The 13,405-nt window shown below is 43.2% G+C and carries 13 protein-coding genes and 1 riboswitch; of the genes, 11 read left to right on the top strand and 2 right to left on the bottom strand.

Annotated elements, in window-relative coordinates:
- Nucleotides 1–14 precede the first annotated feature (14 nt).
- From ACLTWA_RS00630 to ACLTWA_RS00660, 7 genes are all read left to right on the top strand, one after another.
- Nucleotides 15–1,055, top strand: a complete 1,041-nt coding sequence (locus ACLTWA_RS00630; RefSeq protein WP_412325625.1) for a LacI family DNA-binding transcriptional regulator — start codon at nt 15–17, stop codon at nt 1,053–1,055.
- A 445-nt stretch (nt 1,056–1,500) separates the two neighbouring features.
- Nucleotides 1,501–2,877 (top strand): ABC transporter substrate-binding protein, encoded by a 1,377-nt coding sequence (locus ACLTWA_RS00635; RefSeq protein WP_412325626.1) that lies wholly within the window; start codon nt 1,501–1,503, stop codon nt 2,875–2,877.
- A gap of 3 nt (nt 2,878–2,880) precedes the next feature.
- Complete coding sequence (locus ACLTWA_RS00640; RefSeq protein ID WP_412325627.1) at nt 2,881–3,765, top strand: carbohydrate ABC transporter permease; 885 nt, start codon at nt 2,881–2,883, stop codon at nt 3,763–3,765.
- A 1-nt stretch (nt 3,766) separates the two neighbouring features.
- Nucleotides 3,767–4,609 carry a carbohydrate ABC transporter permease gene (locus tag ACLTWA_RS00645; RefSeq protein WP_412325628.1) on the top strand — a complete coding sequence of 281 codons (843 nt, stop codon included), beginning with the start codon at nt 3,767–3,769 and terminating at the stop codon, nt 4,607–4,609.
- A 12-nt stretch (nt 4,610–4,621) separates the two neighbouring features.
- Nucleotides 4,622–5,614: a family 43 glycosylhydrolase gene (locus tag ACLTWA_RS00650; RefSeq protein ID WP_412325629.1), complete on the top strand. Its 993-nt coding sequence runs from the start codon at nt 4,622–4,624 to the stop codon at nt 5,612–5,614.
- 124 nt (nt 5,615–5,738) lie between these two features.
- Complete coding sequence (locus tag ACLTWA_RS00655; protein WP_412325630.1) at nt 5,739–6,413, top strand: exonuclease domain-containing protein; 675 nt, start codon at nt 5,739–5,741, stop codon at nt 6,411–6,413.
- Nucleotides 6,414–6,442: 29 nt separating this feature from the next.
- Nucleotides 6,443–6,961, top strand: coding sequence for a GNAT family N-acetyltransferase (locus ACLTWA_RS00660; protein ID WP_412325631.1), 519 nt, complete (start codon nt 6,443–6,445; stop codon nt 6,959–6,961).
- A 50-nt stretch (nt 6,962–7,011) separates the two neighbouring features.
- Here the strand turns inward: ACLTWA_RS00660 and ACLTWA_RS00665 are convergent, their stop codons facing one another.
- Together ACLTWA_RS00665 and pyrB are read right to left on the bottom strand one after the other, a co-directional pair.
- Complete coding sequence (locus ACLTWA_RS00665; protein WP_412325632.1) at nt 7,012–7,437, bottom strand: aspartate carbamoyltransferase regulatory subunit; 426 nt, start codon at nt 7,435–7,437, stop codon at nt 7,012–7,014.
- The gene (gene pyrB, locus ACLTWA_RS00670) at nt 7,431–8,354 is read right to left on the bottom strand and encodes an aspartate carbamoyltransferase (protein ID WP_412325633.1); all 924 of its coding nucleotides are present in this window, start codon (nt 8,352–8,354) and stop codon (nt 7,431–7,433) included. The genes ACLTWA_RS00665 and pyrB overlap by 7 nt, the downstream gene beginning before the upstream one ends.
- 258 nt (nt 8,355–8,612) lie before the next feature.
- Here pyrB and ACLTWA_RS00675 point away from each other — a divergent pair, with 258 nt between their 5' ends.
- From ACLTWA_RS00675 to ACLTWA_RS00690, 4 genes are all read left to right on the top strand, one after another.
- Nucleotides 8,613–9,332 carry an ABC transporter ATP-binding protein gene (locus tag ACLTWA_RS00675; protein ID WP_412327147.1) on the top strand — a complete coding sequence of 240 codons (720 nt, stop codon included), beginning with the start codon at nt 8,613–8,615 and terminating at the stop codon, nt 9,330–9,332.
- Nucleotides 9,319–11,142, top strand: coding sequence for a hypothetical protein (locus ACLTWA_RS00680; RefSeq protein WP_412325634.1), 1,824 nt, complete (start codon nt 9,319–9,321; stop codon nt 11,140–11,142). The genes ACLTWA_RS00675 and ACLTWA_RS00680 overlap by 14 nt, the downstream gene beginning before the upstream one ends.
- Nucleotides 11,132–12,493: an ABC transporter permease gene (locus tag ACLTWA_RS00685; RefSeq protein ID WP_412325635.1), complete on the top strand. Its 1,362-nt coding sequence runs from the start codon at nt 11,132–11,134 to the stop codon at nt 12,491–12,493. Before ACLTWA_RS00680 ends, ACLTWA_RS00685 begins: the two co-directional genes overlap by 11 nt.
- Nucleotides 12,494–12,546: 53 nt before the next feature.
- Nucleotides 12,547–12,629: riboswitch (ZMP/ZTP riboswitch) on the top strand.
- Between the two features lie 53 nt (nt 12,630–12,682).
- Nucleotides 12,683–13,396, top strand: a complete 714-nt coding sequence (locus tag ACLTWA_RS00690; RefSeq protein WP_412325636.1) for an IMP cyclohydrolase — start codon at nt 12,683–12,685, stop codon at nt 13,394–13,396.
- The last annotated feature ends 9 nt before the right edge of the window (nt 13,397–13,405 follow it).

A 13,405-nucleotide genomic window follows, 5' to 3' on the forward strand; every position in this document is an offset into this window, starting at 1 on the left:
CCCGGAGGCATACAATGGCAACAATCAAAGAACTGGCAAAATACTGCGGTGTATCCGTTGCTACAGTATCAAATATATTGAACAATAAGCCTGGTGCAAGTGAAAAAACGAGAAAAACAGTTTTGGAGATGGCTGAAAAACTGGATTATACTCCCAATGTTGTGGCTAAGAGTTTAAAGATGCAAAAGACCAGAAGCATCGGGGTCATCGCTGAGGACATGACGATTTTCAGCATTCCGGATATTATAGATGGAATCACAGATTATTGCCAGGAGCGGGACTACCAGATTCTTCTGACTAATTTAAGGCTGTTTAAAAAGTATAATGATACGTATTACAACCGGGATGATTATTATAAAACGGTAGGTCTTGAAATCAGGAAGCTGATGGAAAAACAGGTGGAGGGAATCATTTACGTAGCCGCCCATGAACGAATCATACGCTGCATTCCTGACACACTGTCCGTTCCGGCAGTTATGGCGTATGGGTATTCCAAAAGCGAAAAGGTTCCTTCTATTGTTGTCGATGATGTCCATGGTGCTTCCGAAATGCTGCAATATCTGGTGTCACAGGGACATAGAAAGATCGGTGTGATAACCGGAAAGCCGGACAGCCTTCATGCACAGGCGCGCCTGATCGGATACCAGCAGGTTCTGTTTCAGAACGGAATCTTGTATGATCCGGGGCTGGTGTTGGAAGGGGACTGGACCAGAGAAGCCGGCTATCGTTGCAGCAATCTGCTTTTGGAAAAGGGCGTAACGGCAATTTTCTGCATGAATGACTTAATGGCAGGAGGCGTCTATGACCGTGTTGACGAACTGGGGCTGATGGTTGGAGAAGATATCTCGATAGCGGGATACGATGGCAGGGAATTATCAGGTTATTACCGCCCGCCTCTGACTACAGTAAACTTACCGCTCCATGATATTGGATATAAGGCAAGTGAACGGATCATTGATCTTATAAACGGAAAAATTATGGAAGCAGGTTCTGAGAATGTCTCCTATGTGGGATGCAGTCTGCTGGTTCGCAAATCAATAAAGAATATCACATAATAAGGCCCTATGGCTTATGAACAGAACGTTTTGCACGGAAAAATACCGTGTAAAACGTTCTGTTTATTTTAACATAAAAGCGGAAGGTCTATCAAACTTTTACACTTAAGAGATTGCTTTATATGGCTCATATAACAAGATATGACAAAAACAATGTAAAAATTACATAATTAAACGTTTTAATTTGTTGAATAAGTTGTGCAAAATTACTTTACAGAGTATTTGTAATGTGATAGTATGCAGTTATAGAAGCAGAAAATGTCTGTCAATACGGAAGCGGTCAGAAGGTATTGTTAAACGTTTCATATAAAAAGGAACACAAATTGCACCGGAATGGGTGTAAGCCATAGACTTACGGCATTGATGAAGGAATTAATTCTGTAAGAATCATACAGATGGTATCATCTGATTTGATATAGTTGTAACTGGAAAAGGAGGATTTATAATGAAAAAACGGGGATTAGCAGCCTTGCTGTGCCTGGCGGTTACTGCATCCGTGATTGCAGGGTGCAGCAATACGACTGGAGGGGATGCAAAAGAAACCAGCAAAGGGGTGTCGTCTGCAGGAAAAAAAGCAATGGAGGTAGGGGGAGATGATGTTACTACGTTAAATGTGTGGACATTTATCGAGCTACATCAGGATTTCTATGTGGCAATGGCAGAAAAGTGGAATGAGGCCCATCCGGACAAAAAAGTAAAACTGGTGCTCAGCAATATGCAGTATGATGACATGCATAATAAATTGTCTCTTGCACTGGAATCCGGAGAGGGAGCACCGGATGTTGTGGATATTGAACTTGGAAAGTTTCCGGCATTCATGACAGGGAAGATTGGCCTGATGGAGTTAAATGACGCCATTGAACCATATAAAGAAAACATTGTACAGTCAAGGCTTGATATTTATACAAAGGATGGAAAAGAATATGGCCTTCCCACACACGTAGGAACTACCGTGGCCTTTTATAATGATAAGCTCTTAAAGGATGCCGGAATCAACTATGAGGATATAAAGACCTGGGACCAGTTTAAGGAAGCCGGTGTGAAGTATCATGAAGCTACAGGAAAATATTTTTCCTGTGTGGAAACCTCGGCCCAGTGGATGGTCAACTTAATGCTGGCTCAAAAGGGAGGAGACTACATCGATAAAGATGGGAAACTGAATCTGACAAGCAAAGAGATGACCGAGGTGCTGGAATATATTAAGGGAATGCAGGAAACCGGTGCATTTGCTACGATTCCAGGGGGCCAGCCGGATAATGAGGAAGCATATCCCTTCTATAATACCGGTGATTATGCGGTACAGATCATGCCTTTCTGGCAGACCTCCAGATATGTCAATTATATGGGTGATATAAAGAAACAGGTGGCGATTGCAAATGTTCCTGTCTGGAATGAAAATGATGGGGAGATTAAAACCATTGGCGGAGGCGGAACCGGAACAGCCATTGTAAAAAGCTCAGAACATGCAGAGCTGGCGGCAGATGTAATGGCTTTCATTAAACTGTCAGAAGAATCTAACAAAGAAGTCTGGAATGTGCTTGGATTTGACCCTGTTAATACGGCAGTATGGACCGATAAAGCCCTTACACAGAATCCGGATAACAAGTTTATCCAATATTTTACCAATTATCCTTTTGACAGCCTGCTTAAGACGAAGGACAGCATTGGCATCCTGCAGTCTTATACCGATGAAAAATACCCATCCATTAACAATGAATTCTGCAACGTTACGTTAAACAGCATCTTTGAAGACGGTATGGATGTGACGGAAGCGCTCACACAGTCACAGGAAACCCTTGACAATGAATTTCGAGGGGTATAAAAAATGAAGAGATTCTTTTACTCGAAAAAGATAGCTCCTTATGTATTTATATGTCCGTTTGTAATTACGGTGCTGTTATTCTGGCTGGTTCCTATCTGCAACGGGGTTCTGTTGAGCTTTCAGGATGTGTTAAAAGAACAATGGGTTGGATTCGACAATTATACTCGGCTGCTGTCTGATAAAATATTTTTAAAGGCATTATGGAACAGTTTTAAATATATGGTGGGGACTCTTATTCTGCTGATTCCTTTTCCCATGCTGTTTGCAACTCTGTTAAACAGTAAATTAATGAAGAAAGCAGATCTTTTTAAATCCATTTATTTTATACCGGCCCTGACTTCTGTTGTGGTTGCAGGTACGGTCTTTCGTTTGATATTCGGAGAGGCTTCCACCTCACTGTTTAACCAGGTCCTTGGATTTTTCGGAATTGATTCCATAAAATGGTTAAAAGGAGCAGGAACCAGCTTTTTTGCACTTCTTCTTCTGGCTTGCTGGAGATGGACGGGGGTTAATATTCTTTATTTCCTTGCAGGCCTGCAGAGTATTCCTTCCGAATTGTATGAAGCAGCCTCGATTGATGGGGCCTCCAAATGGCAGCAGTTTCAAAAGATTTCCGTTCCATTGGTAAAGCCGACCACGGTTTATGTCCTTACCATCAGCATCTATGCAGGACTATCCATGTTTCTCGAGAGCAATATGCTGTTCAAAGGAAATAATTCTCCCAATAACATTGGGCTTACCATCGTGGGGTATTTATACCGGCAGGGAGTTGAAAAGAGAGCCCTGGGGTATGCGTGTGCGGTTGGCCTGATTCTTCTCATTGTTGTCATGCTGGTGAACCTTCTGCAGCTTAAGATTACAGGCACCTTTGAAGAAGGGAGAGATTAGTATGAGAGAGAAAGGCAGAAAAAAGGGTATCTCCATAGCACTGGTGATTTTGTTCACCATTCTTGCCCTGTTAATCCTTCTTCCTATCTGGGTACTGTTCGTGGCAAGCTTCAAGCCCGGAAGTGACCTTATGCAGTATGGACTCAATCTGGATATCAACGTTGCAAGAATGAGTCTGGATAACTACATTTTGCTTTTTACGGGACAGCATGAATACTGGAAATGGTTCTTTAACAGTGTCTGCCTGACAGCAATCACGGTGGTCAGTACCCTGCTTGTCAGTTCTTTTGTGGGATATGGATTTGCAGCTTATGAATTTAAGGGGAAAAGGGTATTGTTTCTCATTGTCCTATTGATTCTGTCCATCCCCCTTGAGGTGGTAATGCTCCCTCTTTATAAGCAGATGTCAAGCTGGAAGCTGATGGACAATTATACGGCCATTATCCTTCCATTTGTTGCCCATGCATCCACAATCTTTTTCTTCCGCCAGTATCTGGTCAGCATTCCCCAGTCTCTTCTGGAAGCCGGAAGGATAGACGGAGCCACAGAATATGGGATTTTTTTCAGGCTGATCATACCCCTGATGAAACCGGCATTTTCTGCAATGGCCATCTTAAATGGTATGAATGCATGGAACAATTATCTTTGGCCCTTACTGGTTATCCGGTCATCAAGTAAGTATACGCTGACCCTGGGATTGAATACACTGATCAACCCCTACGGGGATAATTACAGCCTTTTGATCGTTGGCTCCGTTTTTTCGGTCATACCTATATTTGTTCTGTTTGTAGCATTCCAGAAATATTTTATTGAGGGAATGATGGCAGGGGCTGTGAAAGGATAGAGGTGGCAGAGGATGGATAAGAATAACTTTAAAAGGACTTTGTACAATGAGCCATTTATCACCCGGAGAGCGGATCCCTACATATACAGGCATACCAATGGAACCTGCTATTTTACCGCTTCGGTGCCGGAATACGACCGGATCATACTGCGCTGCTCTGATTCGGTTCCCGGACTAAGGGATGCCGGGGAAAGAACCGTATGGAAGAGGCACTCAAAAGGAATCATGAGCGCTCATATCTGGGCTCCGGAGCTGCATTGCATCAATGGCTGCTGGTATATTTACTTTGCAGCAGGAGCTGTGGATGACATCTGGAAAATCCGTCCTTATGTGTTGGAATGCAAAGAGGCTGATCCAATGACAGGAAACTGGAAAGAACTTGGAATGATGCAGGCTTATGATGAATTTTCATTTCAGGATTTTTCCCTTGATATGACCGTATTTGAGCATAAAGGGGACTGGTACTGCGTCTGGGCGGAGAAAGTAAGTGTGGGGAAAAAGATATCCAATCTGTATATTGCCCGAATGGAAACACCATGGAAGCTTTCTACCGATCAGGTGACGCTTACTGCCCCGGATTATGACTGGGAACGAAAAGGCTTCTGGGTCAATGAAGGAGCCGCTGTGTTAAAGCATAAAGATAAGATCTACATCACTTATTCCGCCAGTGCCACAGGCGCATGTTACTGCATGGGACTTTTAAGCATCGATGCAGGAGAAGATATACTGGACAGGAATGCATGGAAGAAGGAGCGGAATCCGGTTTTAAAATCCGATCCTGATAAGGGAATCTACGGACCGGGACATAACAGCTTTGTAAAAAGTGAAGATGGAAAAACGGATATTATGGTTTATCATGCCAGACAGTATGATGAGATCATTGGTGATCCCCTTTATGATCCCAACCGTCATACATATCTGATGACCATACTCTGGGAGCAGGGGAAACCGGTATTTGATTTGAGAAACAATATCAGAAGCGAAGAATTTTGCCTGGAAGCTTGATGGATGAAGCGCCGGACGGTATAATAGAGGTGTTGCAAAGACTTGTACCTGGAGAAATGTTTTGATTTTCCCCATCTGGCAAGGAAAGAAATCATACATATCTATATACAGAACGGAGGAAATTATGGCTGTCAGACAGGTTACAGGCAGACGTCTGAATGAATTCGCTGAAAACTATGTGGTATTTGATTTGGAGACAACAGGAATCAGTACGCAGGAAGATTCTATCATTGAGATTTCAGCAATCAAGGTGAAGGGACATCAACCGGTGGAGGAGTTTACGGCCCTTATAAATCCTGGAACTCATATACCGGCCGGAGCTACGAAGGTGAATGGAATAACCGACGAGATGGTAAAGACTGCGCCCCGGTTAATCCAGGTACTTCCGGATTTTCTGTCCTTTATAGAAGGGGAGATCCTGGTCGGGCACAATATCCAGTCTTTTGACTTGCTTTTTATCTATAAAGCAGCAGAGGAACTGCTTCAAAAGGATGTACCCAATGATTATGTGGACACACTTTATATGGCAAAAAGCTGCCTTCCTCAGCTCAGACGCCACAGGCTGACGGATATTTCCTCGTATTTTAATATCAGTACAGAGGGGGCTCACAGGGCATTGAGTGACTGTGCCATGAATCAGCAGTGCTATGAGCAGATGGGTAAATTGTTGGAAGCAGGAAATCAGACGGCCGAGATATGCCCGCAATGCGGGGGAGAATTAAGACGGCGCAGCGGCAGGTTTGGGGACTTTTATGGCTGTACCAATTATCCTGGCTGCCGGTTCACTAGAAATGTTTAAGTTAATTTAATAGAAGAAAGGGCCGGTTTATGGAGTTTTCCATTGAGAGAGCGGTGGCTGATGAGTTTCAGGCGCTGGCTGATGTGATTCACAGGGTATGGGACCAAATGGAAAAGAAGGACTGGTTTGTGGAGGATAATCCAGAGAATATCCGTGAGGTGCTTCAGAATGATAACGGGATGGGATACAAAGCCATTGTTAAGGACTCAGGAAATATTGCAGGCGTGTTTGTTGTCCGGTTTCCAGGGAAACAGGAAGATAACCTTGGCAGGGATATCGGTCTGCCAAAAGAGGAACTAAAAAAGGTGGCTCATATGGAGTCCATTGCCATTCTGCCTGAGTATCGGGGAAACGGCCTGCAGTATTCACTGATGCAGACGGCTGAAAGGGATGTAAGAAGGAGGGGATATAAGTATCTGATGTGTACCATCCACCCCGACAATGTCTACAGCAAAAACAATGCGGTCAGACAGGGGTATGAAGTTGTTATGACAAAAGAAAAATACGGTGGTCTTATCAGAGATATTTTATTAAAAAAAATCATTTAAAGAAAACCCGGTGAATGCCAGGAGGATCAGGCAGAATCACCGGGTACATTTTATTTTGAGTATTTTTCTTCGCAGTACATACAACGGTAGGTTTCTTTTGCTTCATCAGCAAGATAGAAGACATGAGGCAGGCCCTGCTCGATGGAGGTGATGCATCTGGGGTTTTTGCACTGTATCACATTGGTGATTTTCCGGGGCAGGCTCAGTGCCCTTTTTTCAACAATTTCATTATTCCGTATAATGTTGACTGTGATACTGTGGTCAATATAACCCAGAATATCCAAATCGATGTGGTTTAATCCGCCTTCGATTTTAATAATATCCTTTTTTCCCATCTTATTGCTTCTTACATTTTTTATAATTGCGACCTGGCAGTCCAGCTTGTCCAGACTTAGATTATAATAGATTTCCAGACTTTTTCCTGCTTCAATATGATCTAATACGATTCCTTCCTTTAATCCGCTGATATTTAACATGATTTTTCTACCTCCAATAGTGTCATGATCAGAGCCATACGCACGTAGACGCCGTATTGAGCCTGTTTAAAGTAGGCAGCTCTGGGATCTTCGTCGATCTCCACAGAGATTTCATTGACTCTGGGAAGGGGGTGAAGAACATACATATCGTCCTTTGCCAGCTTCATTTTTTTCTGGTCCAGAATGTAGCAGTCTTTTAAGCGGATATAATCTTCTTCATTAAAGAAGCGCTCCTTTTGAACGCGGGTCATGTAGAGGATATCAAGCTCGGGCATGGCATCATCAAGGCTGTCCATTTCCAAAAATTCAATATGATTGGTCCTAAGTACATCTTCCCGGATGTATTCAGGTACCCGAAGTTCTGGGGGGGAGATTAAGATAAATCTGATGTTATCATAGCGGACCAGAGCATTAATGAGAGAGTGGACGGTTCGTCCGAATTTTAAGTCACCGCATAATCCGATGGTCAAATCGTTTAAACGGCCTTTTAAAGAACGAATGGAAAGCAGATCGGTAAGGGTTTGGGTCGGATGCTGATGACCTCCGTCTCCGGCATTGATTACAGGAATTCCCGAATGTCTGGCAGCTACTAACGGTGCGCCTTCCTTGGGATGCCTCATGGCACAAATGTCCGCATAGCAGGAGATGACTCGAATGGTATCGGAAACACTTTCGCCTTTTGCGGCAGAACTTGAATCAGCAGAAGAAAAGCCCAGTACGCTGCCTCCCAGATTAAGCATTGCAGCTTCAAAACTTAAACGGGTTCTTGTACTTGGCTCATAAAATAATGTCGCTAATTTTTTTCCATCGCATACGTGGGAATATTTTGGAAGATTATCTTCAATATCTTTTGCAAGATCTAAAAGCTGTCCGGTTTCTTCCACACTAAAGTCTAACGGGTTAAGTAAATGTCTCATAAGAATCTCCTTTATCCACTGAGTTTGTTTCAAATTCTATCCCATTATATAGTATTCATTGGAATATTTCCACACTTTTTTTCAAATTATGCTATAATCTTTTTGCACGGATTTTATACTTGTTTTACCATCCATCCTGTAAGGAATATGTAAGGAAGATTAAGAAAATAAAGTAAGACCAGGAAGGGCTGCATGTTGTATAATGGGAGTGCAAATGAATGTCAGGAGGTAACTGTGTTGGCAGAAAGTAAGACACCTATGATTGAAGTAAAAAATCTGTACAAGGTGTATAAAGTCGGGAATACCAAAGTCTATGCATTGAACGGCGTGGATTTTACCATATATAAGGGGGAGTTCTGTGCGATTGTCGGGCCTTCCGGTTCGGGAAAGTCGACGCTTCTTAACATGATGGCTGGTCTTGAAAAGCCTTCAAAGGGAGAGATCGTTATCGGAGGACATCACATTGAAAAGCTGTCGGAGAACCAGTTGGTAGGGTTTAGAAGAAAGCATGTGGGTTTTATTTTTCAGTCTTACAATTTAATCAAAACCATGAATGCGGAGGAAAATGTGGCAATGCCTCTGGCATTTCGGGGAGTTCCCAAAAAGGTAAGAAATGAAAAGGCAAGGGAATACATAAAGCTGGTGGGTCTTGAAAAACAGATGAAACATATGGCAAATGAGATGTCAGGAGGGCAGCAGCAGCGAGTGGGAATTGCCAGAGCCCTTGCAGTAAATCCCAAGATCATCTTTGCCGATGAGCCAACTGGAAATCTGGATTCCAAGACAACAAAAGAGATTCTGAATCTGATGCAGAAAATCGTAAAAGAACAGAACCAGACACTTGTTATGGTTACCCATGACAATTATATTGCAAAATTTGCAGACCGGCAATTTCACATCGTGGATGGAAAAATATTTAAGATTGAGGAGCAGCATCATGAGGATACAAAGGAGGACAACGGGAATGAACAGATTTAGAAAGGGGATTGTGTGGCTGCTGGCAGTTCTCATGATGATTTCTGTTGTGCATGTCCCGGCGTTTGCGCAGTATGATTTGAGTAAGAATGAATTTATAGATGTAAAGAAAACCCCGTCCGGAAAAACGGGAGAAAATATTACTATTAATATGATTTTTACAAACGATACCAGTAATGATTTAAATGGTGTAGCTGTTCTTTTTGACCGGTCTGTAGCTGAAGCGGAGTATGAAGCAACTGAAGATGCAGATGAAGAAAATACTACGACCCGTACGAGTGATATGTTCCCTTTTGAAATCAATTCCAGTACGTTTGACGCAAAGATATTAGGGAAAGTGAAAAGTGGGAGTTCTAAAAATTTTTCCCTTAGTGCCAGAGTGCGAAGAGATATTTCAGAAGGATATTATACCGTTCCTTTAGAGATAAAGGTAGGGGGAACCCATGCCGCTTATGAAAAAGTTAATGTGTGGATCACAAAATCCTCCGGCACCACCGCATCCGGCAGTACAGACGGCACCATACAGTTTGAACTTGGAGAGGACCAGAGCACTCCTTTTGGAATCTATCCGGAGGTAATGAATTACAATATGAATGTCCGCAACTCTTCTGATATAACTGCTTTCGACGTAAATATCAGAATGACTGTGGATCCGGACAGCACCAAATTCCCTTTTGACATTAATGACGGAAACTATACGAAACATTATGACCGGATCGGCGGAGGGGAGATGATATCCGTTCCTTATAGTATGAGCATCCGTAAGGACGTTTACAGCGGATATTACCCAATCGCTTTTACCATTGAGTACCGGGACAGTACGGAGGGAGATATCCAAAAGGCTCAGGGAACCTTTTTTGTAAAAGTTCAGAATAAGGAAAAAGAAGAAGACACCGGAGAATTTAACGCCAATGACAGAACCAAGGCGAGAATTATCGTAGATGGATTTCAGACAAATCCGGAGACCGTTTACGCCGGAGACGAATTTGAACTGACGCTTCATATGAAGAACGCTTCTGAAAATGTTGCAGCAACCAATATTCTCTTCAGCCTTGAATCGGAAAAGGTTTCAGACAGTGCGGTATTTACCACAGATGCCAGTTCCTCGGCCATTGTTGTGAATTCGCTTTCTGCGGGTCAGACCACAGATGTTAAAGTTAAGATGCGGGCAGGTGCCTGGGTGGATCAGAGGACCTATGCCTTAACTATTAATGAAAAGTATGACAGCCCGGAATTTAAGAATGCGGAAGAAAAGGTCACGGTAAATATTCCGGTCAGGCAGGTTGCCCGGTTGAATACAGGAACCATAGATGTAATGCCCGACTCAATTTCCGTAGGTTCAGAGACCAATGTTATGTTTCCCATTAATAACACGGGAAAAGTGATTCTTTACAATGTAATGGTTAATTTTGAAGGAGATTCCATTCAGCCGGCCAGCAGCTATGTAGGCAACATTAAACCAGGGGAGACCGGGAATGTGGATGCCATGATCAGCGGTACGGCCGCAACCGCAGACAATGGGAAAATAAAGGTTCTTATTACCTATGAAGATGAAAACGGAGTGGTCAGCGAGCCGGTTGAAAAAGAAATTACCCTTATGGTAACGGAAGCTGCGGAAACTGATTTCGGAGGTGAAGATTTCGCAACGCTGCCTGCCGATATGGAGCCTCAGGGGATCGCCAGATATAAAAACATTATCATTGCCTGTGTTATCTCGGTTTTGGTCATTGGCGGTGCAGGTACGTTCATTGTTCTTAAAAAACTCAAAAAGAAAAAGGAAACAGCGGAAGAGGATATAGAGGATGAGATTTAGCGATTTGCTTTCCATGAGTGTGAATAATTTAAGACGCAGGAAGCTAAGGACATTTTTAACGGTTCTGGGAGTTTTGATTGGTACAGCTTCCATTGTAGTCATGGTGTCTTTGGGGATCGGTTTTAATCAGCTTACCATGGAACAGATTGCTTCTTATGGCAGTCTTACGGAGGTTTCGGTTTATTCCAGTGCCGGTCAGGGATCGGGAGATAACGGCAAAGACCCCAATTACATGACGGATGATGTGATCAAACAGATGGAACGTATCGGCCATGTTACCGGGGTTTCTCCGATTCTGGAAGTGAATGTGCTGATGAAGCAGGGAATCTATGAGGGCAATATTAACCTTATGGGAGTCAGCCAGGCATACTTAAAGAACATCCCTTTAAAGGAGGGGAGGCTTCCGGAGCCGGGGAAACAGGAAATCGAGATGGTCATAGGGAATATGGTTGCCAGAAATTTCTACAATCCCAAAAGTAATAATAATAATTTTTACAATGATTCTTCCTCCATACCTGACATTGATTTTATGAACCGGCCTTTGTTTGCCATATTTGATATGGATGCCTATTATCAGGCGGAAAGCGGCGGATCATCTGACGGCAAAACTCCCGTCAAACCGCCAAAAAAGTATTTATTATCTGCCTGCGGCCTGGTGGAAGGCGGTGTGGATGAATACAACAATTACAGCTATAATGTTTACGTTGATATTGATGCGCTGAAGACCCAGTTAAAACATATTTTCAAGAAAAAGCCAATTCCAAACCAGCCCACCACAAAAAAGGGAAAACCTTATAATTATTTCATCTATAATCAGGCGATTGTGCAGGTAGATGATATGAGCAATGTATCAGCCGTGCAAAAGGCCATTACAGATATGGGATATCAGGCGAACAGCAATATGGAATGGCTGGAACAGTCTCAGAAGCAGGCCAAGATGGTTCAGGCGCTTTTGGGAGGAATCGGTGCCGTCTCCCTGTTTGTTGCGGCAATTGGCATTGCTAACACCATGATGATGTCCATTTACGAAAGAACCAAGGAAATCGGGATTCTTAAGGTATTGGGCTGCGATATGAATAATATCAGAAACATGTTTCTTCTGGAGTCCGGATTTATTGGATTTCTGGGAGGAGTGACTGGAATTACATTCAGCTATGGAGTTTCATTACTTATTAACAAGCTTGTGGCAGGCCGCTTTATGTCGGATATGCCTGGAGATTTATCCAGAATCCCGCTCTGGCTCTCAATGACTGCCATTGGTTTTGCGGTCTTTGTTGGTATGGCGGCAGGATTTTTCCCGGCATTAAGAGCCATGAAACTGAGCCCTCTGGCTGCGATCCGCAATGATTGACCGGATTGGAAAAAGTACTTGCTTTTTAAAGAAGTATCGTATATGATGTTTAACATGGTACGTGCGACTGGCGGATAAGTGGAGATCACCACGGGGAGCACGATACGAATGAAAGCCGACCGCCTGGGCACCGCTATGGGATGCCCAGGCGGTTTTTTGCGTATATGCGATGAAGGAGGACCAAATTTTATGAATTTGATTTCTTTAAAGGACGATTTAAAGAACAATTCTTATCCGGGCAGAGGAATTGTGATCGGCAAGACTCCGGATGGAACAAAGGCAGTGGCCACATATTTTATTATGGGCAGAAGTGAGAACAGCCGCAACCGTGTATTTGTGGAAGAAGGGGAGGGAATCCGTACCCAGGCTTTCGATCCTTCCAAACTGACGGACCCCAGCCTGATTATTTATGCACCGGTACGAATCCTGGGAAACAAGACCATAGTGACCAATGGAGATCAGACCGACACGATATATGAGGGCATGGATACCCAGCTTACCTTTGAACAGTCTCTTCGCTGCAGAGAATTTGAACCGGACAGTCCTAATTTTACACCCCGTATCTCAGGAATTCTGCATACGGAAGGGGGACAGTTCAATTATGCCATGTCCATTCTTAAGAGCAATCATGGGAATCCCGATTCCTGCAACCGCTATACCTTTGCTTATGAGAATCCGGCAGCAGGAGAAGCACATTTTATCCACACCTATATGCATGACGGGAATCCGCTTCCCAGCTTTGAGGGAGAACCGAAACTTGTAGAAACACTGAATGATATTGATGAATTTACGGAAATGATATGGGAGAATCTAAACGGTGAGAACAAGGTTTCCTTGTTTGTAAGATATATTGATATAAAGACCCAGACCTATGAAACCAGAATTGTAAATAAGAACAAATAACAGGAGTGC

Origin of the sequence: Lacrimispora sp. (assembly GCF_046972725.1) — a bacterium.
Taxonomy (GTDB): Bacteria; Bacillota; Clostridia; order Lachnospirales; family Lachnospiraceae; genus Lacrimispora.

Coding starts and splice junctions, on each gene's coding strand:
- ACLTWA_RS00630 (WP_412325625.1), top strand. CDS start 15: ATGGCAACAATCAAAGAACTGGCAAAATACTGCGGTGTATCCGTTGCT.
- ACLTWA_RS00675 (WP_412327147.1), top strand. CDS start 8,613: ATGATTGAAGTAAAAAATCTGTACAAGGTGTATAAAGTCGGGAATACC.
- pyrB (WP_412325633.1), bottom strand. CDS start 8,354: ATGAGACATTTACTTAACCCGTTAGACTTTAGTGTGGAAGAAACCGGA.
- ACLTWA_RS00690 (WP_412325636.1), top strand. CDS start 12,683: ATGAATTTGATTTCTTTAAAGGACGATTTAAAGAACAATTCTTATCCG.
- ACLTWA_RS00660 (WP_412325631.1), top strand. CDS start 6,443: ATGGAGTTTTCCATTGAGAGAGCGGTGGCTGATGAGTTTCAGGCGCTG.
- ACLTWA_RS00680 (WP_412325634.1), top strand. CDS start 9,319: ATGAACAGATTTAGAAAGGGGATTGTGTGGCTGCTGGCAGTTCTCATG.
- ACLTWA_RS00685 (WP_412325635.1), top strand. CDS start 11,132: ATGAGATTTAGCGATTTGCTTTCCATGAGTGTGAATAATTTAAGACGC.
- ACLTWA_RS00650 (WP_412325629.1), top strand. CDS start 4,622: ATGGATAAGAATAACTTTAAAAGGACTTTGTACAATGAGCCATTTATC.
- ACLTWA_RS00665 (WP_412325632.1), bottom strand. CDS start 7,437: ATGTTAAATATCAGCGGATTAAAGGAAGGAATCGTATTAGATCATATT.
- ACLTWA_RS00640 (WP_412325627.1), top strand. CDS start 2,881: ATGAAGAGATTCTTTTACTCGAAAAAGATAGCTCCTTATGTATTTATA.
- ACLTWA_RS00655 (WP_412325630.1), top strand. CDS start 5,739: ATGGCTGTCAGACAGGTTACAGGCAGACGTCTGAATGAATTCGCTGAA.
- ACLTWA_RS00645 (WP_412325628.1), top strand. CDS start 3,767: ATGAGAGAGAAAGGCAGAAAAAAGGGTATCTCCATAGCACTGGTGATT.
- ACLTWA_RS00635 (WP_412325626.1), top strand. CDS start 1,501: ATGAAAAAACGGGGATTAGCAGCCTTGCTGTGCCTGGCGGTTACTGCA.